Source organism: Solibacillus palustris (genome assembly GCF_022549215.1).
Classification (GTDB): domain Bacteria; phylum Bacillota; class Bacilli; order Bacillales_A; family Planococcaceae; genus Solibacillus; species Solibacillus daqui.
Genome location: NZ_JAKZFC010000002.1, coordinates 367,141 through 393,446, shown reverse-complemented (window position 1 = coordinate 393,446; position 26,306 = coordinate 367,141). Strand labels below are relative to the sequence as shown.

Here is a 26,306-nt window from a genome sequence, read left to right as displayed (position 1 = left end):
GTCATCACCTGATTTCATTAGTAGAAAAGATTTTCAAATTCCATGAACTTATCCGTTAACCACTCTTCGGATTGTTCATATAATGTTTCATTAAAATATTTATCGAACGCATTTTGGTCCATTTCACCAATATTTACTACGCTGTCTCCCGCATCAAAGCTTACTTCTTTAATCACTTTTGCCGTTTGATTTACATTTAAGTCGAATAGCTCGCTCTCATCAAGCGCAATCGCAAACTGATGATCCGCTTTCATTTGATCCTTTTCATGCGTCGCTTCACCTGACCAATCCATCGCAAAGCTTGAATAGTCATCTTCAAATGAAATAGTTCTTGTAAACGTACGTGTATCACCTTTTAATGTTTCATCCCCTTTGTATTCTAGGTATGACGCATCACCGTCCATTTTCACAGTAATTGTATCTAACGCTTTTTGGCCTTTCCAAATAAGGTCACCTGTAATAATTACTTTATCTGTTTTATCGCCAATTTCATATTCAAAAATTTGTTTTGTATCTTCAATTGATTGTTTACCATCAATAACAATCGTTTCTTCTCCAATTGTCATTTCAAAATGACGTTGAACAATTAAATCTTTTTGATGCCAAATAACAGAAGTTAACCCTTTTGGAATGCTTGAATCTTTAATTCCTTGGATCATTTCTTCAATAACTGTATCCATTTCTTTTGAGAAATTAATATCTAATGTTGACATGGCCATTCCTGAGCTTTGTTCATATAATGATTTTATCAGACCTTCTAATTTGTCATCCTTTTTCGCTTTTTCAAGTACTTTAACGAAAAGATCTTTCACTTCTTGCTCCGTTAATTTCATTGTAACCTTTTCACCTGTTAGATTTTTCTCACCAATTTTTACTTCTTCCTTTTCTCCTACTGTAAAGGCTTCTTCAGGAAGTTCCTCATAAAAATACTTTAAATATTCCTTTTCCAAATACTCGGACATTTCATCCGAATATAATGAGTTTTTGCCTGTCATTTGATCAAGCCCTAATGTTTCGCTACCTTCATAATTTGGATCTGTCATACGCATTACGTTTCCAAAATCTTTGTCATTTAATTGAATTGTATCTTGTAAAAATGGTAATGATACTAATAATTTCTCAGACGTTAAGTACATAATAAAATCGTTAAATTCAACATCCATTACGTTGGCATCCATTTTAGCCATGATTTCGCCTTTTTTCATATCCGATTGCGTCGTAATTTTTAACGAAGAGTTTTCAACAGTATCCAGTATTTGTGGATCTAAAAAACTTAACATTTCTTCCCCTGGACTTGCTGAAAAATCCATCACGTATTCTGTCACATCATTTTTAGACTTATCATACCATTCAAATTCATTTGCATATTTGTCTTGGAAAAGTTCAATTGATTTTTCCATTGTTTTTGTTTCTGCAAGGAAATATTGTTGCTTCGCCGATTTGTTAAAGATGAAAAAGGCTGTTGCTCCCCCACCAATTGTAAGAAATGCCACAATAATTCCAATAATAACGCTTTTTTTCATTACAACATGTACCTTCTCTCATTAAATTTACTTGTTTTTCTATTTTCTAGAACACCACGATAATAATCAGTGGTACCCAAAAATGACTTGAGACCTGCACAATAGTGGGCTCTCATACGTTGCTAGACGGCACGGCGGTGTTTTCCTAAGCTTCCCTATACAGCCGAGGTTTGCCATTACCAAATTATGGACACACTTTGTATTCATCCCCACTTGTAGAAGTGAAAACCTCTGCTGAAGTAATTAAAACATCGAGTGTCAGATCACGAGATTTACAATGGCAAAAATTCGATGGAGCTCATGTTTCATTCATAAGTAATTAACCGAATCTTATATACTATGTATTCTATTAATGATTTGATAATAATAAATAATCTATTTGTTGAATTACCTATTATTTTTTATTAAAAAAACTACGTCCAAAAAACTCCACCATTTTTGGTGCTACCACATACAATTTACTCGTAATTCCTAATATGCGCGGTAAATTTATCTCCCGCGGCCTCGATTCTATTGCTTCAACGACTTCACTTGCCACTTTACTTGGCTGAATTAAAAAATTGCTAATAGCCTTGCGATAAGCATTCGTCTCATCCGCTTTTTGTAGGAATGGGGTATCAATTGGTCCAGGATAAATTCCTGTAACTGCAATCTTATATTCAGCAAGCTCCATGCGTAAACCGTTAACGAACCCAGTAATCGCATGCTTACTTGCTGCATAGACACTCGCTTTTTTTGTTGCCACTTTACCTGCTTGTGAGCTAACAAAAATAAAGTGTCCACTTTTTCTTTCGATCATTTGAGGTGCTAAACGTTTGGCTAAAAAAATTGGTGCTTTTACATTGAGATCTAGCATTTGATCCACTTCTTCATCTAGCAAATCAAAAGCATTCGAAAAATAGCCTAAGCCTGCATTTAAAATCGCAACATCAATAGCTGGTAGTAATGATACCACACGGTCAATATCCATTGAATTACACAGGTCTGCTTGGATTGTTACCACCCCTAAATGCTCTAGTGATTTTAAAACATTTGGATTTCGTCCTGTTGCATATACGGTATGACCTTGTGCAATCAATTGCTTCGTCATTTCAAGTCCGATTCCACTTGTTGCCCCTGTAATAAAGATTGTTTTGCTCAACTTTTCACCTCCGATTAACGTTTACTATTTTATCGGACTTCAATTTAGTTTAACAGAGTAAATTTCCGTTTAATTACAGCAATCGTCCTCGAAATTATCAGATAGTCACAAAATGTGCAATAACATTCCAATATAATGTACCTATATACATTTTTAATAGGAAGAATTCCGTTATTTTTTTGAAAAAAAAACTAGTAAATTATTATTCATTTACTAGTTTTTCTTTATTCCAAATAATTCAGTTAAACCGTCTTTCGAAACTAATACGTCATCTAAAGTATACGAATCTAAAACAGCCAAATATGCTTTTAATGCTTGATGAAGTGCAAATTTCAATTGACACTCAGGAGAAATTTTACATAAATTACTTTCTGGATTGAAACATTCTACTATATGAAAATCTTCCTCGGTTTTACGCACAACCTCACCAATATTAATATTTTTAGGATTGATGGCCAAACGAATACCGCCGCCGCGCCCTCGAATTGTTTCAATATATCCGTGTTGCCCTAAATCATACGTAACTTTCATTAAATGGTTTTTGGAAATTTGATAGGCATCTGCTATTTCTTGAATCGTCGCTAGATGGTCTTGACCACGCACGCCTAAATACATGAGCGTACGTAAAGAATAGTCTGTATATACAGTTAAGCGCACGTTTCTCACCAACTTTCTACATATTAGTATAACACTTTCTCACAATAGGTCGAGAATTCCAACTTATTTTTAAAGATGTATTTTATATATATGTTTGTGACAAATTTGTTAAAGATGTATTTTCTATATTGCTTTAGAGATTCAGCAGCAGTATATTGAAATCACAAAGAACGAACAATAAGTTCTTGTAAATAGAAGGGTGGAATTCCTTATGTTAACGAAACAAACAATCGACACAATCAAAGCAACTGTACCAGTATTAGAAGTACACGGATTAGCGATTACTAAAACATTTTACAAAAACCTATTTAATGACAACCCACAATTATTAAACATTTTTAATCACACAAACCAAAAGAAAGACCGTCAACAAACAGCTTTAGCAAACACAGTATACGCAGCTGCAGTTCATATTGAAAACTTAGAAGCAATCGTACCAGCAGTTGTACAAATTGCGCATAAGCACGTAAGTTTAGGTATTTTACCAGAGCATTACCCAATCGTAGGAAAATATTTATTAGCTGCGATTAAAGAAGTATTAGGTGACGCAGCAACAGACGAAATAATTGAAGCTTGGGGTCAAGCATACGGCGTAATTGCGGATGTATTCATTTCAGTAGAAGAAGATCTATACAAAGCTTCTGAAAATAATGGTGGCTGGCGCTTATTTAAAGACTTCGAAATTGCTGAAATTGTAGAAGAAAGCGATGTTGTTAAATCATTCTACTTGAAACCAGCTGACGGTTCAAAATTACCTGCATTCTCTGCAGGTCAATACATTTCCATCCGCGTTCAAGTTCCTGGACAAGAGTATTTAATGAACCGTCAATATACAGTTACAGAAGGTACTGAAGAATATTTCCGTATTTCTGTTAAACGTGAAAACGATGAAAATCCAAATGGAGTAGTTTCTAATTTCTTGCACGATTCGAACGTTGGCACACAAGTACAATTAAGTGCTCCAGCTGGTGTATTCACATTATCGGACAATAATAATCCTGTATTATTTATCGCTGGTGGTGTAGGTGTTACACCATTACAAAGTATGCTACAATCAATCGATGATCGCAAAGCTTCATTCCTTCAATGTGCACGTAGTAAGAATGTTGCAGCATTCACAGAAACAATCGAAGAAAAAGTTGACGCATTAGGTGGTATTTACACAGCAGTTTTTAGTGAGACAGAAGGCTATGTTACAAAAGAGCAAATTGCATCATTACTTGAAGACGGTACTGAAGTTTATGTATGTGGTCCAATCGCCTTCATGGAAGCAGTTATTTCAAACTTAGTTGAATTAAATGTTCCTTCAGAAAATATTCATTACGAATTCTTCGGCGCTGCCATGGCATTACAAATTCAAACAACTAGATAATATGTAGGGCTGTCCAAAAAGTCATAACTTTTTGGACAGTGCCAACCTCGTGTAGTAATAATCCGCTATAGGCGGTGCTTCTGCGGTGGTCAGAATAAATTCTCACCATCCTCGGCGCAAAGGGAGTGTCCAAGAAATACTTCTCGGACACTCCCTTCTTTATGCCTTTTTATAATAATAAATACCATCGCGCATCTCAATTTCAGCTAGGCCTTCATCTATTAAGTAGTCCATTTGACCTATTGTTTCTGAAAGTGTCAGCCCTAACTGTTGTTGATAAATCCGTTCAAAGAGCTGCGTTGTTGCCTCAAAATTTGTTTTTGGCTGTTCAATCATGTCTCGTACCTTTAGCGCTCGTTGCTTTTGCTTTTCTAAGCGCTCGTCAATTAATTGAACGATATTCGTCACTTCTCCGCCATGCCCAGTATACATTTTTGTAACTTCTAAATCTCGCAACCTCTTTAATGAAGAATTATATTGAAGTAATGATTTTGGTCGCTCCATCGTGAGTTCAACTGGAGGCTCAACTAATGGATTCGATGATGTGCGTTCTAATAACAGATCGCCACCAATACATTCGCGCGTTTTTTCGTCGATAAAAATTAAATGACTTTGCGCATGTCCGGGAGTTTCATAGACTTTTAAGCCAGGGTGCCCAGGTACTTCATCCCCTTCTTTTAAAAATTGCGTTAGCGGTGTTGTCCCAAATAGCTCTACTTCACCCTTCACTTTTAAAATACGTGGAATATATTTTTCTGGAACCCCTTGTTCAATTAAATGCTTAGTGTAAAAGCGGTCGTAATACGCTAAAAATTCATCTGTTTTGCGCATCCAATGATCAACATAGCGATGCCCTAAAATTTCTGTACCAACAAAGGCATCTACCCAACCTGCATGATCGGGGTGATGATGCGTTAATACGACTTGCTCAACATCTTTCAACTCATAACCTGCACCGCGTAAACCCCATTTAATCGCTTCATATGCTTCCTCGGTTTTTGGTCCTGCGTCAAATAACGTCAATGTATCCCCTTTTACTAAAAATGCGTTTACATCTCCAACCGCATATGGAGTTGGAATAACTATTTTGTGTACTTCCATTACTGAATCCCCCTTATACTGCTCGTATATGTACAAATGAATGAATATTCATTTATTTTACACCTTTTTTTTATATTCGTCACGTCTTTACTTGACAGTTTTTCATTACAAAACTATAATTTTTGATAATTATAAATTTATATGCAATGAGAAAGCTAAGTACATTATTTTATGGTTATAGAGAGTGTCGTCTTTGCTGAAATCGGCATAACCCGCTAAAATAATCGAACCTCCTTTTGAGCTGTTATGACAACATAACCGTCCCCCTTCGCGATAAGAAGGTTAAAGCAGCACACAATATGTGTGAATTTAGGTGGTACCGCGGAAACTTGTAGCGTTTTCGTCCTTTTATATAGGACGAGAGCGCTTTTTATTTTGGAAAAATGATGTGGAGGAAGTACTATGCAAAAAATTATCTTTATTGGTGCGGGTTCAATTGCGGAAGCACTTATACATGGATGGGTCGAGAATAATGTCATTCAACCTGAGTCTGTCTATATATCTAATCGTTCCAATCAACAGCGATTACAACAATTATCATCAAAATACGGCGTTCAACAATTAGAAGGCTATGAACAATTAACAGGGGCAGACTTAATTATCTTAGCGGTGAAGCCAAAAGATGCACGTCTTGCAATGGATGCCATTAAGCCATTTATTGAACCTCACGTTTCTATTCTATCTGTTTTAGCTGGCATTAGTATTGCTACAATAGAAGATCATCTAGGAGAGCGTCCGATTGCTCGTGTCATGCCTAATACATCTGCAACTATAGGTATGTCAGCCTCTGGAATTGCGTTTAATAAATTAATCAATGATGTACAACATGCACAATATATTCAAATGCTCGAAGCGGTTGGCATTGTTATTGAAGTTGAAGAAGATAAATTACATGCAGTTACCGCACTTTCAGGCAGTGGTCCTGCTTATTTATACTATTTGGTTGAAGCATTTGAACGTGTAGGTACTGAATTTGGTTTATCTAAAGAAATTGTCCGGGAATTAATGATACAGACGATTGCGGGCTCTGCAGAAATGCTAAAATCCGTAAATGAAGAACCTGAGGTATTGCGCAAAAAAGTAACAAGTCCAGGAGGTACGACCGAAGCGGGAATAAAAGCGTTAGATGCGATGGCATTTAATGATGCAATTGCCAACTGTATTCGCAGTGCCGAAAATCGCTCCCGTGAATTGGCACGTGGAGAATAGAAAAGAGAGTGTCCGAGAAGTAATTCTGGGACACTCATTTTGCGCCGAGGATGGAGTCCAGCACGAAGCTGGTCATGAATTTGCGTTGTCACACGATGTGACGATTTTAGCATCCGTTCCTATTCTGACACGAAAAGCAGCCTCAAGCGGATTATTAATACATGAGGAATGCACTGCGTAAAAATCTTTAACTTTTTGCAAACCCCCTTTTATAAAGAACCATTACGAATACGTTTTACAATACTATATGTAGTATAAATTGCAATTGGACCAAGCAATGCAGCAAATATTACCCACATTGTTAATCCGCCTGTTTCCTTTAAAAATTCTAAATTTGTACGAATATAAATAACTACGCCAAATAGTAAAATATAGCTCATCACATTTGGAAAAATCACAAGTAGTCGTAATAGCTTTGGTGTAATTGTTGGTTGTTGCATAATTCATCCCCCTTTTGCTCATTATAACGTAATTTTATGCGATATTACTATAATTTTCTAAATATAAAAAAGAGGTACTTCGCTATTGAAGCACCTCTATCCTTTATCTGTTATAGTTCATGTAATTGATGTTGGCGCCATTCATATTGCGTTTGATCGTTGGCGATAAATGTATTTGGGAACTGCTCTTGTGCTTCCTTTAAAAACGGAATTAAATCGCTTTTTAAGAAGCGCGCACTAATATGATTTAATATTAAATATTTGGCATTTGCCAACTGCGCTACTTTTGCAGCCTCTGTATTCGTTGCATGACCATACTGTGCCGCAAGTTCAATGGTTGAATGGTCAAATGTTGCTTCATGAATAACGATGTCCGCTTTTTCTGCTAATGTAATCGCATTGCTACAAAACTTCGTATCGCCTAAAATTGTCACGGTAAAGCCTTCCTTTAGTTCACTCGTAACCTCTTTACTAAGGACTATTGAGCCGTCATCTAAAGTTATATCATAGCCGACCTTTAGTTTTCCTAGTAACGGACCTTTTGGCACACCTAGCTGAATAGCTTTGTCGATTAACAGTTCACCTGGCAGTGCTTTTTGTTCTATACGATATCCAAAGCATTCAATAACATGCTCAAGCGGCATCGCACGAACGATAAATTGTGAATCTTCAAAAACGATTCCTTCTTCAACTTCAACAAACGCTATCGAATAAGTAACATGTGTATTTGATAACTTCAAAGTTTGCTCAACCCATTGCTGCAACCCTTTTGGCCCATAAATGGTTAGTAATTCTTCTCCCCCTAAAAAAGAGCGTGAACTTAAAAATCCAGGTAAGCCAAAAATATGATCTCCATGTAAGTGCGTAATAAAAATTTTGTCAATTTTCCGTGGTTTTATCGTAGTGTGTAAAATTTGGTGTTGTGTTGCCTCACCACAATCAAACAGCCAAATTGAGCCACATTCTTCTAATAATTTTACTGCTAGTGCACTTGTATTGCGGTCTTTTGACGGCATCCCTGCGCCAGTACCTAAAAATTGTAATTGCATTGTCGTCCTCCAATCACGAGAATACGTATTGTGCCTCATGAATGAAGCGATTATTGCTTTTTATTATAAGTGCGAATACTAAAAAAAGCTAATACGAATTAACAGTATTAGCTCTTTAATATTATGCAAAAGACTGTTCATACCAGGCTTTTGCTTTTTGTACTTCACTCATTGTTAATTGGTGACCATTGGATTCCCACTCCAGCGTTACATCAGCCCCTGCATTTGCAAGCATTGTTTGTAAATCCGTTGCCTCATGCTGAGGACAAATCGGATCATTCACCCCTGCAGCGATAAATACCTTCGAATGTTGAGTTGGGATTATCACATTTCGATTAGGAACCATTGGATGATGCAAAATCACGCCTGTTAACGCATCTTCAAATTCAAATAACAAGTTTGCGGCAATATTCGCCCCATTTGAATAGCCAATGGCAATGACATTCTTTCGTTCAAATTCATAATTTGTAGCAGCTTCATCTAAAAATTCATATAGCTCTTTTGTACGCGCAGCTAAATCTTCCATATCAAATACACCTTCTGCAATACGACGGAAAAATCTTGGCATACCATGCTCTAATACATTTCCGCGGACACTTAATACAGAAGCTTCTTGGTCAATAATTTCAGCTAATGCAAGTAAGCTATTTTCGTCACCGCCAGTACCATGTAACAATAAGAATACTGGTTTTTGCTTGTTACCCTGTTTAAAAATGTGATGCACCTATAACCGCTCCTATTCAAAATAAATTTTTTTACATTCACACTACGAATTATTCGTATTCTTTTTCAATTGTTTTTGTTGATCGTACTGTATCAATTGGTCGAACAACACTTTCGATATAGTCACGTTTTGATTCTAGGAACGGTGGTAATGATAAAATTTCACCGACTGTTTCGTATGGCTCGTCTCCCATAAATCCAGGACCGTCTGTAGCCCATTCAAATAAAATGCCTGGTGCAACGCGTGCATATAACGATTCAAAGAAGAATCGATCTACATAACCTGATGTACCGAAGCCAAAGCTTTCCATACGGTCAATCCATTCATGTAATACTGCTGTATCTTCTACACGGAATGCCGCATGGTGTACTGTACCAAAACCTTGACGACCTGGCGCTAATTTTGTATTTTCTTCGACGATAACCGATGCACCATTCCCACCTTCGCCTACTTCGAATAAATGTAAATCGCCTTCTACTGCTACTTCACGCATAACCATTACTTTTTCAAGAACCTCTTTAAAATAATCGAAGCGAGAAATACGAATTTGAACTGGTCCTAAGCCTGTAATCGCAAATTCTAGTGGAATCGGTCCTTTTTGCCAAGGTGTTCCAGATGCAATACCTTTATTGTTTTCATCAGAAATAAACATATATTGTTGATCATCAAAATCTACAAATGATAACGTTTGCTTTCCAAATTGCGTTTGAATTCCTTCATGTTCTACATTTAATCGGTCAAAGCGTTTTACCCAATATTCAAGTGAAGCATCTGTTGGAACTCGAAATGCCGTTTTATATATTTCATCTGTTCCATGTACCCCCTTCGAAATTCCTGGGAAATCAAAGAATGTCATGTCTGTCCCAGCAGAGCCTTTATCGTCTGCAAAGAATAGATGATATGTTTGAATGTCATCTTGGTTTACTGTTTTTTTCACAAGACGCATTCCTAATACATATGTGAAAAACTCATAATTTTTTTCTGCACTGCTTGTAATTGCTGTTACGTGGTGAATACCTTTAATATGGTTCATTTTTGTTTCCTCCATTTTTCTCGATTTCGAGATATTTTATTAAAATTTTTTAAATGTTACTTGCATGATGTCCAATACGTTTTAAAAGTATGATTAGTGTTTCCATTTCTTCGTTTGAAAGCACTTCGAATATTTCTGAAATTTTTTGTTCATGTGTTGGAAATATTTCTGCTATTTGTTGTTCACCTAAATCTGTCAATTCCGCATAGGTTACTCGTCGGTCATTTGCACATGATTTTCGATGTACAAAGCCTTTTTGTTCGAGCTTATCTACGACATACGTAATACTGCTGCTAGCGATTAAAACCTTTTTACCGATAATTTGAATAGGTTGCTCACCTTTATGATAAAGAAACTCCAAAACTGCAAATTCTGTTAAATTTAAATTGCTAGCTAAAGCATGTTTTTTAGTCACTTCTTGACTTGCATTTGCAGCACGGTTCAAAACTGTAAATGCCTTTAACTGCAAATCATACTGGCTCATCACTGCCCCTCCTTTCAAATTAACTTCGATTTCATTTATCTTTAATTCGAGATAAATATATCATGGATTTAACATCATGTCAACCTATGTAAGATCAAATAGCGCTCGATTTATTGAAAAAAAAAGCACTTCATCCCATATTAAATTAGAATGAAGTGTTCTATAGTTATTCACAAATTAAAACTTGGCGTTCAAATGTACCCTTTTTTAATATCGCCTGATCGGTAATCGTTAAATTAGCACGAGTAATTTTGTCGTCCATCGCTTCAATTGTTACGATAATGACACGCTTTGCTATACGTCGTGCATTCGTAATAATGCTTTGCTGTAAATCTTCTGTTATATGCGTAAATAAATTATATGGCATATCAATAATGGCCACATCATAGCCTTCACTTGCTTCTTCAATTGGTCCAACTTCCACTCTTGGCTCAAATCCAAAGTGTCGTAAATTAATGCGTGATCCCCAAACAACACGCTTATTAATGTCTCGCCCCTCTATAGGAATTCCCATGCTCATTGCTTCGACTAACACAGTACCAATACCACAGCATGGATCAATCACTTTTAACCCTTGTGGAAATGGAGCCGCAATATTTACAATTGCTCGTGCATCTCGTGTACTTAGTGCGGTTGAATACATTTCAGGCTTTTGCATATGGTGCAGCCACACTGCTTCGCCATGCACCAACTCACCTAAATAATAGACATCCTTATAAAGCACTAATCCAATTAATACATCTGGGTTATCTAAATCAGGCTCAGCATTAATTGCGTAGCCAATTTTTTTCATCATATCGTTACGAACTGTACGCGTAAGCTTTGGTAAAATTGCATCTTTACTATTATTTAAAGCATGAATTTTAAATGATTTGTCACCAAGCTGTATTTGTTTTGCAAAGTCAACCAACTGTTCAAATGTTGTCCCTTGTGCCCAAATGTCTAAACGCTCTCGCATAAACGGACTGCGACTTGGTTCTATTTTTTGCTCGCTAATTAAAACATTGTCTTCCACGTCGAAGTTAAAAAACGTGCGCATTTCTAAACGTGAAATCTCAAATTCGTCCTTTTGCCAAGCAAAGCTATACAAATATTGCATATTATACGTCAACTGTCGTTAATAATTGCGCAACAAAATGATACAGGAATTCACATACTTCCTCAATTGACATCGAATCATTAAATCCTTCAATGCAATCTACGGCTATATTTAATTCCCAAAGTCCTTCTTGACCCGAGAATGCCGCGCTGCTACTACCTAACACTGATTTCACATTCGCTTTTAAATATTTTCGGATTGCCTCGCCATGTTTCTTTTGCAGCTTTAATCCAAATAATGCGGTATAAAGATTAAATGCGTCATCAAATTCTAATGCAACTGCATCGATACGAATATCGATAAACTGAGTGCATTCGACATAAATAAACTCACCTTGATTTTCCTTTAAATATGAAATTGGCGTTGCCGCAAATGCTAATCCTTCTGCAGTAATTGTATCTTCAGTTTCTTTACTGCATCGTTCCAATACTTCTAAATGTAACTTCACCATGATTATAAGTCCTTTCAGTTTGTTCAACGTTTCTAAATTTTCACCTTGTTTAGTATACACGACAATTCATTTCATTGCATTACAAACACAGGCGATAATTAACGTATATGAATTTGTCTTTTCAATGATAATTTTGTCGTTTTGCCACAAATAATAAGTAGTGTTCACTAATTCCAGTAGCTTACAAAGATGATTTAACTTATAATATTTTACATATTATTCAAATGGAGCGTGAAGTTTTACATGTCCAACAAAATGAATTACTCCGATTATTTTACAACTGCAGATAATTCCGATATTCAATCGAATGAACGCTTCAAAGAAAAACTCGACTTTTTAGCTTTAACTCGTGAACGCCGGGAATCTGTTGGTATTTTAAAAGAAATTTACATAGAAAATCGCGATTATATTTTAACGAGTTTTTATGATCGTTTGTTACAGACAGAAAGTTTTCGCACAATTATTTTTGCAAATTCTACCGTTGAACGATTAAAAGTAACGTTTGATAAGCATTTTATGAGCTTATTTAATGATGAGCTCGATATAGATTATGTATTTAAACGTCGCCAAATTGCATATACCCATGCACGAATAGGTGTATTACCTAACTGGATGATTTCTGCTTACACATTAATCAACCAATTAATTCGCCCTGCGATTGTAAAAAAACTCTATAAAAATCAAGCGAAAATGATTGATGTATTGCTTGCCTATGAAAGCTTAGTGACGATTGACCAACAAATCATAGTAGAAACTTATATCGAAATTCAAGCAAACTCAGTTGTCACTGGACTTGGTGACATTATTTCATATAATACTAAACTTGAATCAATAAAAGAGCTTGTTCATTTCCAACGTAATCAAAGTTACGAAATTCTAGAAACTGAACGTGCTATGCAGCAACTTGATATCAGTATCGAACAAATTGCATCCACTGTTAGTGATATTAACGAACAAACTGGTACGCAAATCTCGAAAATGTCAGAGCATCTATCAAAATTGCAGCAAGTATCCGAAATTTTAACGACCGCTGACAAAGGACAAGTAGCCATTCAACTTGAAATCGAGCAGCTTGTAAAACGTGTTCATAATGTAACTCGTCTAGCTGATACTATTAAAGCATTTGCTGAACAAACGAATCTATTAGCGCTTAGTGCGTCGATTGAAGCGGCACGAGCTGGTGAGGCCGGTCAAGGATTCTCAATTGTTGCTTCTGATGTACGCCGCCTTTCAGATGATATTAAACAATCGATTACAATCATTACCTCTGATATTCAGCAGCTTTTAAAAATCACTTTAACTATCCGTTCACTTACGACAAGTTTATCTGAGGATTTACATAAAGGTGTAGGTAACACCGTACACATTTTCGAAACGCTTCGCCAATTAAATGACTCCTTCCACATACAGGGTGAACGTTTAAACGAAATTGTAAAAAATACAAAGTCACAATCAGTAGCGGCAAACACAATTACTGAAAGCAACAAAAACGTTACGAAAAATATGGAGTTCAGCCAAACGATTGTACACGAAACCGGCTTAGCGATTTACCAACTAAGTAAAATGATTGACCATTTTCGTACGAATACAATTGCCAAAAATGCGATCATTAGTCAAGAAGATATTATAGAGTTGGCAATTACGGATCATTTATTATGGCGCTGGCGTATTTATAACTTAATGCTCGGATTTGAAAAAATGACTGCCGATCAAGTAGATTCACCAAAGCAATCACGTCTCGGTGATTGGTACTATGGAAAAGGGAAGAGTTTACTTGGGCATGAACCTTCTTATCGTGAATTAGAACAGCCATTCATTCATATTCATGAGCTTGCGAAAAAAGCCGTACAAGCCTTTCATGATAGCGATGAATCATGCGCTCAACAATATTTAGAAGAGATTACAAATAATTCACAAATCGTAATTGAAAAACTACGTGAATTACAACGCATTTTAATCAGCAAGAAACCAAATGTCATAAAATAAAGCGAAAAGAGGGCTACCAAATCATTGGGTGCCCTCTTTCGTTTATGTACGTGCTTTTAAAAACGGTACTTTGGATGCTATTAATGTAACCAATACAAACAAACTAAAGATAAATAACACTGCTCCGGTAAAAAGAAAACCTGGCTTACCAACTAAATTGAGCGTCCCTAATATGGCAGATCCAGCAACCACACCTATTGAGAAGAATGCATAAAAATAACCATATGCTTTTCCGCGCGTTTTTTCAGTTGTAGCCTCAATTAAAACAGCATTAATCGATGGAAATAAAAATGCAAAGCCTACCCCATACATTGCTAACGTCCCATATAACCACAATATGTCATCAGCGAATCCGATGCCAATTTGTGCAATCCCTAAAAGCACTACACCTATTAACAATGTGATTTGTGCATTGACAAAATCAAAAATTCGATTTGTTGGCAAAATGAATATTAACACAGCTACAATACCAAAAACACTTAATAATGTGCCGGACATTCGTGAACTATATCCTAAATTTTGAATATGAATGGGCAGTAAATATGCCAGAACACCTTGCGAAAACATTAAGAAAAATGCCCCACCATAAGCTTTCATAATACCTAAATTCCATTTCATCTTTTCATTAACTCGTTTCTTTACACGCATTGGCAACGAAATTTTACGTAAAAGCAAGAACAAACCTATTAATAAAATGATGCCATAAACTGCCACAAAGCTTAACACATTCGGAACTGAAATTTTACTTGCTAAAATGCCGCCTGTAGCCGGACCAATAATTGCGGCGATGCCTACAAATGCCCCTGTAACAGCACTACCACTTCCTTGCTCATCTGCACGTCGAATATTGGCAAGTAAAGTAAACGCAGCTGGTGTAATAAAGCCACTACTAAAGCCGTGAATACAACGGACAAATATCAATATTTCAGGACTATCAACAAATTGGTAGCAAAAAAGGGAAATTGATGATGTAAATAAGCCAAAAACTAAAATACGAAACGCCCCAATTTTATCCGTAAATACACCTGAAAAAATATTGCCAAACGTATTCATAAACGAATACATCCCAACAACTATACCTGCTATAAATGTTGTCGCACCAACAGATAACGCATATGTACTCATAATCGGCAATTGAACAAATAAATCAAAAAACGAAAAGAATATTATCGCATAAACTAACCAGTGTGTAGGAAATGGTTTGACACGCATTGTTTTTTCCATTTTTCTTAGTTTAACATCTAAAACAAAATTACCAAATGGAATAAAGGCAACTAAAACGGAAAGTAACGACCAACTGACTCCCCACTGAATACGCAGTTGTACAATTGCAATTGCCAAAACATACAACAAGAATATGCCACCATGAACACTTCCGTTCACTGTAACAAATAACGGTAAATCAGCAAAATATTTTAAAGGCATTGAAATAAATAATAATGTAATAAGTGAGAGTCCATCAAGTACACCTATTATGCGTAAAATTCGTAGCGGATGAATCTTCATTTTCTCCTCCTGATACGTTTAGATCCTTTCTATTATAGCATGCTGTTTTGCCAGTTCTCCACTCAAATGATAGCAATTCTCACAAAGATCGATCTTCTATTACAAAAAGAGCACAAAATGCAAAATTGCACGGTGCTCATTTTTGATGATGATCTTCTAAAAAATCTTTACTAAAGCTTGTATTTGAGGCATAGCTTTTCTTTTTAACACGAACACCGCGCTGAATTACCCCTTTACCAAACTTCTTCTCCATATTATCTACTAATGTCACAATTGGCTCATCTTTAATATGTTGTTCAAAATTAAATAAATTGAGCTGCTTTGTTAAATCCGCCTGATCCACAACATTAGAAACTGTAATCCCTATTAAACGCACCGGCGTTTCGTCCCAGTGCTCTAAAAATAGTCTCCATGCGATTTCAAAAATTTCATCCGCGTGCTGTATAGCCGTTTTTAACGATTTACTACGAGTTTGGTTTTGCCATTCAAAATTTCGAATTTGAATGCTTACAGTAGTACCTGCTAAATATTTTACTTTCAAACGTTCCGCAACACTTCGACTAAGTTTTTCAAATGTTTCTTTTAAAATATAATATTCCGTTTCATCACGGGGTAATGTTGTGGAGTTTCCAACACTTTTTGTATCAAAAATCGCATTAGGATCTACTTCACGCCCATCTTCTCCATTTGCACGTTTATGAAGCCGTACACCGTTTTTTCCAAATTCTTTTTGTAATACTCTTTCCTGTGCATTTGCCAAGTCACCAATTGTATAAATACCGAGCGCTTGTAATTTTTTTGAAGTGCTTTCCCCAACCCCATGCATTTCTACTACTGGGAGCGGCCATAAAAGTTCAGTAATTTGACGCTTTCTAAGTACTGTAATTCCTCTTGGTTTTTTCATATTTGATGCTGTTTTTGCTAAAAATTTATTCGGTGCAATTCCAATTGAACACGGTAAATCTAGCTCATGTAATATTCGTTGTTGAATTTCCTCTGCAAGTTGCATTGGGTGCTTTGTTTTCGCGCTTTCTGTTAAGTCTAAGTAACCTTCATCAATTGAAACTGGTTCTACCAAATGTGTGTAGCTACGTAAAATCGCAAACATTGCCGCACTCGCCACTCGGTATTTCGCGAAATCTGGTGGTATTAGAATAATGTCTGGACATTTTCGTTTCGCTTCCCCTACATTCATCGTCGTATATATGCCTTTAGCACGTGCTTCATACGAACTCGTAACAATAATGCCTCGCCTCTCTTTTGCATTGCCAGCTACTGCTACGGGTTTTCCTTTCAGCGACGGGTCATGTGCTTGCTCCACTGATGCATAAAAGCTATTCATATCAATATGAAAAATAACTCGTCCTGCCACCTTACCACCTCCGTTAGCTCTATTTTAATACGAACGTTGCCAACATTCAAAATAAACTATTGGTGGTAAGATGAGAGTCAATTGTAAGCTAAGCTTCGTGCTAGCCATCATCCCAGACAAAAAGGACTTGTCCAGAAATCACTTTCCAGACAAGCCTATAATTGATTATTTTTTCACCAGTGCAGCTTGTGGCACTGCTAAATAATTATGAATATGATTTGCCGAAATATACCCAAATACTGTCGTTGGTCCTAATGTCGAGCCTGGTCCAGCATATACACGCCCCATAACTGAAGCTGAACAGTTACCTGTAGCATATAGACCTTCTACTAATTGACCATTTTTCAATGCTTGCCCATGTTCATTTGTCACGATTCCACCCTTTGTACCTAAATCACCTGGGAAAATCTTGACCGCATAATATGGCGGCTTTTCAAGCTTGCCTAAATTCGGATTTTTGTAATTTGGATCGCCGTAATAGTTATCATACGCTGAATTACCACGTCCAAATTCTTCGTCAATCCCTCTATCAACAAAATCGTTAAAGCGAGCGATTGTCAGTTGAAGCCCTTCCAACTCAATCCCACAAATTTTCGCTAATTCTTCAATTGTTTCTGCCTTTTTAATATAGCCTTTTTCAATCGCCTCTTTCGGTGTCATGCGTGGTAGCATATCGCCGAAAATATATTTATTGCGATGTCTGCTTTCCATAATGAGCCAAGATGGAATTGCTTTCCCAGTTTCCTGTTGACGCTCTAAAATGGCATGCCCGGCATCTGTGTAACTTTGTGATTCATTGAAGTAGCGCTGTCCTGTCTGATCCACAATGATACTATGTGGCATTGAACGTTCATATACTAAAAACTTCCTCGCACCGTTATGGTCAAGCGTTGCAGGGCCCCACCATGCATCATCTAACAAATCTGTATCAAAACCATATTTTTGTGCAATAAGCAAAATATCCCCCGTATTATCTGGGCTTGCAGAAGTCCAGTCTGTTCCAATATTATGATATTTTTTACGTAACTCAGGGTTGCGCTCAAAACCACCACTCGCTAAAATGACGGCCTTCGCCTGAATATAGCTTGTTTCTTCATTGTGTTCAATCTCTACACCTACGACTTGATTATCTTCAAAAATTAAATCTTTTAATGGAGTAGCTAATCGTAATTTAACCCCTTGCTCTAACGCAATTTTTAATAAACCTGCTACTAAGCCTGCACCAATTGAAATCGCACGTTCGCCCTTTAATTTATGCTTAAAGCCCGTTGCAAACATACCAATAACTGTGCCGAAATCTTTTGCATTCGTAAACGCCTTTGGTAACGAGGCAACTTTTCCTGAATATAGCGGAATTGGTGGATCAATTTCGCCTGCCCGAAGTGTCCGTTCTAAAGCACCTATTTTTTTCGCATCAAATATGGCACCTTCTATAGAACGACCAATTTTGCCACCTGGTTGCTCTGGATAATAATCGGGATATAGTGAACCTGCAACCCATTTCATCCCTAAGTCCTCTAGATACTGTACCATTTTATGCCCATTTTGAACGTAAGCAATTTTACGTTCACGTGTTGCCCCTGGTCCATCATGCGTAATCACCGTATCCATATACAATAGTGCCTCTTCTTCACTATCTTGTAAGCCGGCCTTTTTTGATACATGATTATTCGGAATCCATAGCCCACCACCAGAAAGTGCTGATGAACCGCCCCAAGATGTTCCCTTTTCAATTAATAGCGTCTTTAATCCTTTGTTGGCAGCTGTAATCGCAGCAACGATTCCTCCAGCTCCTGAACCCACTACGACAACATCAAATTGTTCATTCCATTCCACCAAAACACCCCGTATTCTCTGGATTTTCATTCTTTTGTTATATTTTACAATAAATCGGCATCTAGTAAACAAATTACAATGAATATATCTATTATCACAATGTATGAAAGCTTGCAAATATTCATTCGAAAAAAAAACCTGCCCACACTTGGTGAACAGGCGTTGTAATATACAAGACAACTATAAAATTACTGTCTGTGATGTATAAAAAGTGAACTATAAGAAGTTAGGTGAATAGGAAAATATAGCAACAGATAACAAATGCGATTACTAGCAGTACCCACGTTGATACTTGATAATTACTTTTACCAAATTGTCGCCAATGATAGAGTACAAATGGCAGGAATAATATGCCTCCCAAAAATAATGCGTTTACTGCGCCAAAATAATAGAGACTAAGCCCCTGTACGATTACGACATAAAAATAAGTTGCAATTCCTAGGACGAATATCTTCCAGGCTTTTATGGTCTCTAGCTTTTCTGTATTGCCCAGTAAATTAAAGTGCAAGCACACAAATAGTGCTACATATAATACAGCTAAAAAAATAACGAACCTAACTAAAGTGATAAAAAAATTTGATTCTTGTGTCATCATTTGTAACAGTTCACTATCAGATGATGTTAGTTCATACACTTGTTTTGTAGTTACATCCATCACAAACTGTTCATGTCGGTCATTAATAATCGTTGTCCAAAATTGCAAATAACGCTTTGTCCCATCGTCATAATGCAATAAAAAATCTCGAAAGGCTGGCGGTAACTGCTGCTCTTCATATAATTGTTTCGACTGACTTATTTGATTTGCCAGTTGAGCTAGCAAATTTAAATCTTTGTTTGCTATTTTAGATTTTGAGGTGTAATACCATTTATCAATATTGACAACTGGCTGTTCCGAATGATTAGAAAAATAATAGGCTTTTTGTAATGACGCTGATGTTGCCGCTTGATTTGAAAGTGGTTCACTCTTTGTTATAAACAGCGTAAATAAAATAAATATAAGTGCTACTGCTGTAAAACTCGTGCCAATCAGCTGCAATTTTAGCATGCGTTGTCGCTGTTTGATCTTTCCTTTAATTTGATTTAGGCTCTTTATTTGTTGCTCTGATGTTCTTATAGGTGCTTGCATATTTTTGAATTGTTCATCCATCTCGTTCACCCCTCATCCGCTTTTGTAACTCCTTCATGCCGCGCTCCGTATTATTGCGTACCTTTGCCTCATTCCAACCTAATATTTCAGCCGTCTCTTTAATGCTCAGCTCTTCAATTTTCCGAAGTACGATCGCAGCACGGTACTCAAATTTCAATTTCGCAATGCCTTCATACAACCATTGAATTTCTTCTTTTGTATGTAATAATTGTTCTGGTGTTAGCGCCAATTGCAAAGGCTGATGCTGTTTTTGAAAGGTAATAAAGCGTATCAATTTTTTCCGTTTCATATCGTCATACACTAAATTTCTTGCAATTGTTCGTAGCCAGGTTAGGGTATTAGATTGTTGACGAAAGGATTGTCTTCCGTTAAATGCACGAATGAATGTTTCTTGCATTAAATCTTCGGCAAGTACTGCATCTAACGTCAGAAAATAAATAAACCGATAAATATTGTCATGATAACGTGCATAATCTTGTTCCAAATCAAACATACTGCGCCTCCTTCCTTAATACTTAGACGACTGAACAATTCATTTTACTCAATCATTGTAAAATATTTTTCCAATAAAAAGGAGCCCTTACAAATTTACATTGTAAGAACTCCTGCTATTTATCCCGCATTAAAGGACCATAAATATCCCTTATCAAAGTATCATTTTATGCTGTGACATCACGTTTCATAAAGTAACCAAATGTAATGGCTAGGAAAAGGATGGCATACACAATATTCACTACGACCGAGTAGCCAAGTGTTAACCCTTCAATCATCGGGCTACTTCCAGGTATATAGTACGATAAATCATTCGCAAACCAAATGTATTTTGCAAAATCATATTGAGACAAAAACATTGTCGCTGTTTGGCCCATTAATAATATGAATAACGATAAACTTACTGCTAATGTACTTGAACCAAATAATGAACCAACCATAAACGCAAAAATCGTTGTCATTAAAATCGAAGCTAGTGAATAGCCAATTGTTGCAAAATATGCGCTTTCCATTGCTTGCTCTACTACTTGGCCGTTAACGATAGATAATGTAATGGCGTTATCATTATTAAATAATAGGAAGCCAAGCACTGCTGTAAACGTACACGCAATCGCTAATAACGTTAGGCCATATAGTAATGAAGCCACCAATTTTGACAACAAGATTTTCCAACGTGCCACTGGACGCGTTAATAACATTTTAATCGTCCCTGTACCAAATTCATTCGAAACAATCCCTGCTGCAATTACCGTTGTAAAAATACTAATCATCATAATCGATATACTTAAAGTAAAATTCAAATGCTCATTTAGGCTCATTGATTGTGCAGATGGTAAATCATTTGCGATACGGTATTCTATTTTTGCAATTTCTTCATTGTAATATGATAGATCTTCATTATTAGCTTTTGCAGCTGATGCCCACTCTTTATTTTCTGCTAAATGAACCTCATTTGCCTTGAGACGTTCAGCTTCAGTACCAGAAGGATCGTCATAATATTTATTAATACCCGTCACCAATGCTAATAACCCTAAGACAATAACAAGCATAATCCAAGCGTTTTTTTGCGACCACATTTTAATCCATTCATTTTTAACGTATTGCATCGATCGCACCTCCACCTGTCATTTCAATAAATTGATCTTCTAAACGTTTTTGTACAGGCTGAATCGAGTATAAATCAATGCCCGCTTCCACTAGTTGACGCACAATTGCTGGCACTTCTTCTTTCGTTAAATCAAGTAAGAAACCTGTATTTTGCTTTGTTAGCTTGTCACCAAACAGCGCAATTGCCTGCTCATGCTGGCCAACTTCTATCAAGTACTGTGTTGCAGCCTGTTGCTCTAGCTCGCGTAAATCAATTAATTCGCCATTTTGAATAACAGCTATTCGGTCAACCATCAGCTCAATTTCTGATAAAAGGTGACTTGATACAACGATCGCCACATTATCCTCAGTAGCAATTCGTCGTAAGTACATACGAAATTCGCGAATACCTGCTGGATCTAGTCCGTTTGTTGGCTCATCTAATATCAAAAATTTCGGACGGTGTAGCATTGCTTGTGCCAAACCAAGTCGTTGACGCATCCCCAGTGAATACGTTTTTACTTTTTCATGAATACGGTTTTCTAAGCCCACTTGAGCAACGACCTCATCAATGCGCTCTTTCGTAACTCCTTTATGCATACGGGCAAAGTGCTGCAAGTTTTTATAGCCCGTCATATACTTATACATTTCAGGATTTTCTACAATTACCCCTACATGACTAATCGCCTCCTCGTACTTCTTAGAAAGCGAATGACCATCGATAATTACTTCCCCTTCAGACGGATGCATCAGACCCGTCATCATTCGAATGGTTGTTGTTTTCCCTGCTCCATTTGGCCCTAAAAATCCGGTAATTTGACCAGGGTAAAACGTTAAATTCAAGTTTTTAATAATATGCTTGCCTTTAATCGTTTTGTTCAAATTTTTAATTTCTACAATTGGTTGTGTCACCTATTCCACCTACTCTTTCTTTCGTAAAACGTATAATAGCTATTACCATTTCCTTCTTACATACGTATTAAAAGGAAAATAGTTTCAAAAAAGCTGAAATTTCCATTTTTCATTCTTTTATTATTACTCATTTCTGTAAATGTTACGAGTAATTCACCGTTTCACAACAAACAAAAAGCCCCGTCAAATTCTTTTTTCGACGAGGCAAAAATTATTTATATTCGCCAATCCATTCATCTGCAAGTAACCCATATACCGCATGATCCACATAATGGTCATACAGCCATTCAGCATTGCGATTTGTTCCTTCAAGCATAAAGCCTAAACGCTCCGCAATGTGACGACTTTTTTTATTGCCCTCTGCAGCACGGATTTCTACTTTTTCCAATTTATATTCATGAAAGGCAATATCAATCATTCCCTTTGCCGCGCGTGTCATAATGCCTTCTCCCTGGAAGTTTTCATCTAAAAAGTATCCGATTTCGCATTTTTTTAACGACCAATTGATTGTGTTAATCGAGATTTTGCCAACAAATTGTCCTTTATAGTAAATTGCTGTATCGAGCCCTTCACGTTTTGCAAAACGTTCTAGATTATACTCCGCAAATTTACGTGAATCTTCTACCGTTTTTGTATTGTCTACCCAGCCAAGCCATTCGCGTAAATAATCACGAGAACGATCTACAAATGCAAAGATTTCCTCTGCATCTTGTTGCGTTACAAGCTTTAATTGAATCTCATTATCGACCTCATAAAAAAACATACATGCTCTCCCCTAATCTAAAAACAAAGAATTCTATAGTATTTTTCTAATCATATAGAGCGATTGTTTTTTATGCAATAGTTTAACATGATTCTTTTGTTCGAATTGTGTAAGTATCGTTCGAATAATGACTTGAGCTTATCTTATTTTCAAGAATTTCACAATTTTTCTAGAGAATATTTTGGTAAAATAATTCCAAGGGGTGAACACAATGGAAACACTTGAGCAACAATGGGGAAAATTAATCAAATATACACGCCAGCAAAAAAAGCTTAAGCAGGATGATGTCGCATTCGGCATTTGTACACCGTCCTATTTAAGCCGTATCGAAAATGGGATTGTCATTGCCGAATATGCTTTGTACGAGCAATTATTCAATCGACTTAGCATTAGTTTAACCGAAACGATGCAACAGGAGCAGCACTTCTTACAGGCATATGAAGTCATTTACGAAAAGCTCTTATCAAACGATTCGCTTTCTGACGAAGAAATCAAACTGCTTCAAGCATACGAGCAAACATTCCAGCTATTTGATCATCAGCTAATTGCTAAGCTCATTTATTGCCGTTATTTACTCTCGATTAAGCAAGATATAATGGCGCGCTCTCTTTTAAACGAGCTAGAACCGTTTATTCCATATAATACTGACCGTATGACATCACTTTATATCGCGATTACAGCATTTGCACACCTGTCCTTTTTGGAATTTCAACAATTAGCCGATCGAGAACATAATAATTTCAATGCCCAACTCTTAATACGGGCAAGTGATTTTGAGCAGGCAAATTATCATTATCATGTTGCGTTTGCTAATCATCGAAGCTATCAATTTCAAAAAGCACTCGATCATATTGAATTGGCGACAAATCATATCAGACATATATTTAAACCACTATTCCAACTAAAGCTTTATTCTATGAAAGGTGTCATTTTCAATGATTTAAATCGCTTTACCGAAGCATTAAACGAATATAACGCTGGATTAAATTTACTTAACCATGTTACATCTATTCAAACACCTATGCAATTTAGCTCAATATATAACAATATTGCGTATTGCTATGAATGCCAAAAGGATTTCGAAAAAGCCTGTAATCATTATGCACTAGCGCAGCACTATGAGCACGATTTACATTCCGTCATTAATTGGATGCGCACATGTTATCAGTTGCAAGATTTTACAGAGCTTAATCAATTATTAAATAAGTACGACAAAGCCCAATTTTCTGTTCCACACCATTTACACCAACGCGCACTCCTTGCCTATGCATGTGAAAAAGAATATTCAATATCCGACCTCAAACAATTAGAGGAACAAGCATTTCCGCATTTTGAACAGCAACAATATTTTGCACTCACTCTATTTTACGCACCTCTTTGGGCAGGATTTTATGAAAAATTACATGCATATAAACAAGCAAGTAATTGCTATCAATTAGCGCTACAGGCCAGTGAAAAAATTCGCGAACGCATGAGCAGATAGAGGTGATGTATGAACTATAAAAAAGAGTATTTTCTATTGTGGATTGGCCAAGGTATTTCAAGACTTGGCAGTTGGATTTATTTAATTGCGTTGAATTTAACAGTCTGGCATATGACCGAATCCCCCACTATGGTTGCGGGTTTGTATATGATTGGCCCAATTGCGCGAATTGTAGCAAGCTTCTTTGTTGGCTCGATTGTAGATCGCTCAAATAAACGTATTATTCTTATATTGAGCGATGTGTTTCGAGCAATAGTTGTATTTATGATACCTTTTGCACCATCTATATGGATAATTTTTAGCTTTGTATTTTTAACAAATATTTCCGCAAGTTTTGCACAACCAAGCAGTACTTTTATGGTTACTAAGTTGGTAACCGAACAGGACCGGCCACGTTTCAATGCGATTAATAGTATTTTAAGTTCAGGTAGTTTTATGATTGGACCTGCACTTAGTGGCATAATTATTGCAATGGCAAATACATCTATCACAATTTGGGTGAACAGTTGTATGTTATTAATTAGTGCCTATTTTATGTACTTGTTACCTAATATCTCGCAGCGTGTTACGGACGGACAAAAAATCATTTCTCCAACCGTTCTACGTAAAGATTTTCAGGTTGTATGGCAGGTGATGTCACAGCATCGATGCTTGTTACAATTTTTCGTGTTGTATAGCTGCGTCTTGATGATTGCCCATGCACTTGATTCACAGGAGATGTCATTTTTAAAAGATTTCCACCATGTTTCCGATGCATCTTATGGTGTCATTGTTGGGGTTACTGGGATTGGCGCTATTGTTGGGGGCATTGCAGCGGCAAGCTTTGTCAGGAAGCTATCAATCTCAACTTATATTGGAGCTGGGCTATTATTGACTTTAGCTTGCTATACGATTTTTTATGGTTCACCCAATTTAATACTTGCGATTATTGCTTTCATCCTACTTGGTTTTTTCATGTCGTTTAGCAATACCGGGTATGCGACTATCTATCAAAATAAGGTTCCAACTGAAATTTTGGGGCGATTTACAAGTGTACTTTCGCTATTTGAGAGCATATTACAAATTATATTAACGCTAATAATCGGATTATGTTCACAATGGTTTTCAATCCAACTGGCGACAAGCATGTTCTCCTTATTAGCATTTACTTTAGCATGTGTGCTATATCGCTTTATAATCGTCAACAAAAATAGAATAGGGGTATGAATACTATGATTCGTTACGAAACAATTTGTTATTGTTGTAAAAAGGTTTTTTTCGTTGAAGAAGGCTCGAACAAATATCGATTATTTAAGCAAAATATGCAAGGAAAATATTCATGTGAGCAATGTGATGCAAAAGTATATCAAGAGGCTCGCGCACAATTATTTAGTAAATTGACCTAAAAAACGGGGTGTGCTTCGTCGAATAACCTTCAGCACACCCCTTTAAAAATAAAAA

25 protein-coding genes and 1 other annotated feature are annotated in these 26,306 nt (G+C 36.5%); of the genes, 6 read left to right on the top strand and 19 right to left on the bottom strand.

Annotation, left to right across the window (positions count from 1 at the left end; genetic code table 11):
* Positions 1 to 17: 17 nt before the first annotated feature.
* The 3 genes from LZ480_RS08970 to LZ480_RS08960 form a co-directional block, all read right to left on the bottom strand.
* Positions 18 to 1,523, bottom strand: coding sequence for a DUF6583 family protein (locus LZ480_RS08970; protein ID WP_241369071.1), 1,506 nt, complete (start codon positions 1,521 to 1,523; stop codon positions 18 to 20).
* 394 nt (positions 1,524 to 1,917) lie between these two features.
* A complete protein-coding gene (locus tag LZ480_RS08965; protein WP_241369070.1) occupies positions 1,918 to 2,664 on the bottom strand; it encodes an SDR family NAD(P)-dependent oxidoreductase in 747 nt (248 codons plus the stop codon).
* Between the two features lie 213 nt (positions 2,665 to 2,877).
* Entirely contained in the window at positions 2,878 to 3,321 is a 444-nt protein-coding gene (locus LZ480_RS08960) for an RrF2 family transcriptional regulator (protein WP_241369069.1), read from the bottom strand.
* A gap of 199 nt (positions 3,322 to 3,520) precedes the next feature.
* Here LZ480_RS08960 and hmpA point away from each other — a divergent pair, with 199 nt between their 5' ends.
* Positions 3,521 to 4,693: an NO-inducible flavohemoprotein gene (hmpA, locus tag LZ480_RS08955; protein ID WP_332844027.1), complete on the top strand. Its 1,173-nt coding sequence runs from the start codon at positions 3,521 to 3,523 to the stop codon at positions 4,691 to 4,693.
* A 159-nt stretch (positions 4,694 to 4,852) separates the two neighbouring features.
* On the opposite strand, the gene LZ480_RS08950 is transcribed toward hmpA, so the two are convergent.
* Positions 4,853 to 5,794, bottom strand: coding sequence for an MBL fold metallo-hydrolase (locus LZ480_RS08950; protein WP_241369067.1), 942 nt, complete (start codon positions 5,792 to 5,794; stop codon positions 4,853 to 4,855).
* A gap of 137 nt (positions 5,795 to 5,931) precedes the next feature.
* Positions 5,932 to 6,145 (top strand) — a binding site (T-box leader).
* A gap of 51 nt (positions 6,146 to 6,196) precedes the next feature.
* Here LZ480_RS08950 and proC point away from each other — a divergent pair.
* On the top strand, positions 6,197 to 7,003 hold the full coding sequence (gene proC / locus LZ480_RS08945) for a pyrroline-5-carboxylate reductase (protein ID WP_241369066.1): 807 nt from the start codon (positions 6,197 to 6,199) through the stop codon (positions 7,001 to 7,003).
* A 209-nt stretch (positions 7,004 to 7,212) separates the two neighbouring features.
* Here proC and LZ480_RS08940 read toward each other — a convergent pair whose 3' ends face one another.
* The 7 genes from LZ480_RS08940 to LZ480_RS08910 all read right to left on the bottom strand — a co-directional run bounded on the left by LZ480_RS08940 (position 7,213) and on the right by LZ480_RS08910 (position 12,283).
* Positions 7,213 to 7,443, bottom strand: coding sequence for an acyl-phosphate glycerol 3-phosphate acyltransferase (locus tag LZ480_RS08940; RefSeq protein ID WP_241369065.1), 231 nt, complete (start codon positions 7,441 to 7,443; stop codon positions 7,213 to 7,215).
* 110 nt (positions 7,444 to 7,553) lie between these two features.
* The gene (gene rnz / locus LZ480_RS08935; protein ID WP_241369064.1) at positions 7,554 to 8,492 is read right to left on the bottom strand and encodes a ribonuclease Z; all 939 of its coding nucleotides are present in this window, start codon (positions 8,490 to 8,492) and stop codon (positions 7,554 to 7,556) included.
* 121 nt (positions 8,493 to 8,613) lie between these two features.
* Positions 8,614 to 9,216, bottom strand: a complete 603-nt coding sequence (locus tag LZ480_RS08930; RefSeq protein WP_241369063.1) for an alpha/beta hydrolase — start codon at positions 9,214 to 9,216, stop codon at positions 8,614 to 8,616.
* A 49-nt stretch (positions 9,217 to 9,265) separates the two neighbouring features.
* Positions 9,266 to 10,249, bottom strand: a complete 984-nt coding sequence (locus LZ480_RS08925; RefSeq protein ID WP_408641604.1) for a ring-cleaving dioxygenase — start codon at positions 10,247 to 10,249, stop codon at positions 9,266 to 9,268.
* Positions 10,250 to 10,298: 49 nt separating this feature from the next.
* Positions 10,299 to 10,733, bottom strand: coding sequence for a MarR family winged helix-turn-helix transcriptional regulator (locus tag LZ480_RS08920; protein WP_241369061.1), 435 nt, complete (start codon positions 10,731 to 10,733; stop codon positions 10,299 to 10,301).
* Positions 10,734 to 10,899: 166 nt separating this feature from the next.
* On the bottom strand, positions 10,900 to 11,832 hold the full coding sequence (locus LZ480_RS08915) for an RNA methyltransferase (RefSeq protein ID WP_241369060.1): 933 nt from the start codon (positions 11,830 to 11,832) through the stop codon (positions 10,900 to 10,902).
* 1 nt (position 11,833) lies between these two features.
* Positions 11,834 to 12,283, bottom strand: a complete 450-nt coding sequence (locus LZ480_RS08910; RefSeq protein WP_241369059.1) for a protoporphyrinogen oxidase — start codon at positions 12,281 to 12,283, stop codon at positions 11,834 to 11,836.
* A 243-nt stretch (positions 12,284 to 12,526) separates the two neighbouring features.
* Between LZ480_RS08910 and LZ480_RS08905 the strand changes: the two genes are divergently transcribed.
* Positions 12,527 to 14,269 (top strand): protoglobin domain-containing protein, encoded by a 1,743-nt coding sequence (locus LZ480_RS08905; protein ID WP_241369058.1) that lies wholly within the window; start codon positions 12,527 to 12,529, stop codon positions 14,267 to 14,269.
* Between the two features lie 42 nt (positions 14,270 to 14,311).
* On the opposite strand, the gene LZ480_RS08900 is transcribed toward LZ480_RS08905, so the two are convergent.
* The 8 genes from LZ480_RS08900 to LZ480_RS08865 all read right to left on the bottom strand — a co-directional run bounded on the left by LZ480_RS08900 (position 14,312) and on the right by LZ480_RS08865 (position 23,383).
* Positions 14,312 to 15,775 (bottom strand): MFS transporter, encoded by a 1,464-nt coding sequence (locus LZ480_RS08900; protein WP_241369057.1) that lies wholly within the window; start codon positions 15,773 to 15,775, stop codon positions 14,312 to 14,314.
* A gap of 136 nt (positions 15,776 to 15,911) precedes the next feature.
* Positions 15,912 to 17,147: a DNA polymerase IV gene (locus LZ480_RS08895; protein WP_241369056.1), complete on the bottom strand. Its 1,236-nt coding sequence runs from the start codon at positions 17,145 to 17,147 to the stop codon at positions 15,912 to 15,914.
* Positions 17,148 to 17,312: 165 nt separating this feature from the next.
* The gene (locus LZ480_RS08890; RefSeq protein WP_241369055.1) at positions 17,313 to 18,983 is read right to left on the bottom strand and encodes an FAD-binding protein; all 1,671 of its coding nucleotides are present in this window, start codon (positions 18,981 to 18,983) and stop codon (positions 17,313 to 17,315) included.
* A 226-nt stretch (positions 18,984 to 19,209) separates the two neighbouring features.
* Positions 19,210 to 20,130 (bottom strand): hypothetical protein, encoded by a 921-nt coding sequence (locus LZ480_RS08885; RefSeq protein WP_241369054.1) that lies wholly within the window; start codon positions 20,128 to 20,130, stop codon positions 19,210 to 19,212.
* On the bottom strand, positions 20,123 to 20,623 hold the full coding sequence (locus LZ480_RS08880; protein ID WP_241369053.1) for an RNA polymerase sigma factor: 501 nt from the start codon (positions 20,621 to 20,623) through the stop codon (positions 20,123 to 20,125). Before LZ480_RS08880 ends, LZ480_RS08885 begins: the two co-directional genes overlap by 8 nt.
* Before the next feature lie 166 nt (positions 20,624 to 20,789).
* Positions 20,790 to 21,728, bottom strand: coding sequence for an ABC transporter permease (locus LZ480_RS08875; RefSeq protein ID WP_241369052.1), 939 nt, complete (start codon positions 21,726 to 21,728; stop codon positions 20,790 to 20,792).
* Positions 21,715 to 22,620, bottom strand: a complete 906-nt coding sequence (locus tag LZ480_RS08870) for an ABC transporter ATP-binding protein (protein ID WP_241369051.1) — start codon at positions 22,618 to 22,620, stop codon at positions 21,715 to 21,717. The genes LZ480_RS08875 and LZ480_RS08870 overlap by 14 nt, the downstream gene beginning before the upstream one ends.
* Positions 22,621 to 22,831: 211 nt before the next feature.
* Positions 22,832 to 23,383, bottom strand: coding sequence for a GNAT family N-acetyltransferase (locus LZ480_RS08865; RefSeq protein ID WP_241369050.1), 552 nt, complete (start codon positions 23,381 to 23,383; stop codon positions 22,832 to 22,834).
* A 211-nt stretch (positions 23,384 to 23,594) separates the two neighbouring features.
* Between LZ480_RS08865 and LZ480_RS08860 the strand changes: the two genes are divergently transcribed.
* The 3 genes from LZ480_RS08860 to LZ480_RS08850 are packed head-to-tail and all read left to right on the top strand — an operon-like array spanning position 23,595 to position 26,251.
* Positions 23,595 to 24,866, top strand: coding sequence for a helix-turn-helix domain-containing protein (locus LZ480_RS08860; RefSeq protein WP_241369049.1), 1,272 nt, complete (start codon positions 23,595 to 23,597; stop codon positions 24,864 to 24,866).
* 9 nt (positions 24,867 to 24,875) lie between these two features.
* Positions 24,876 to 26,072, top strand: coding sequence for an MFS transporter (locus LZ480_RS08855; protein ID WP_241369048.1), 1,197 nt, complete (start codon positions 24,876 to 24,878; stop codon positions 26,070 to 26,072).
* Between the two features lie 5 nt (positions 26,073 to 26,077).
* On the top strand, positions 26,078 to 26,251 hold the full coding sequence (locus tag LZ480_RS08850) for a hypothetical protein (protein ID WP_241369047.1): 174 nt from the start codon (positions 26,078 to 26,080) through the stop codon (positions 26,249 to 26,251).
* The last annotated feature ends 55 nt before the right edge of the window (positions 26,252 to 26,306 follow it).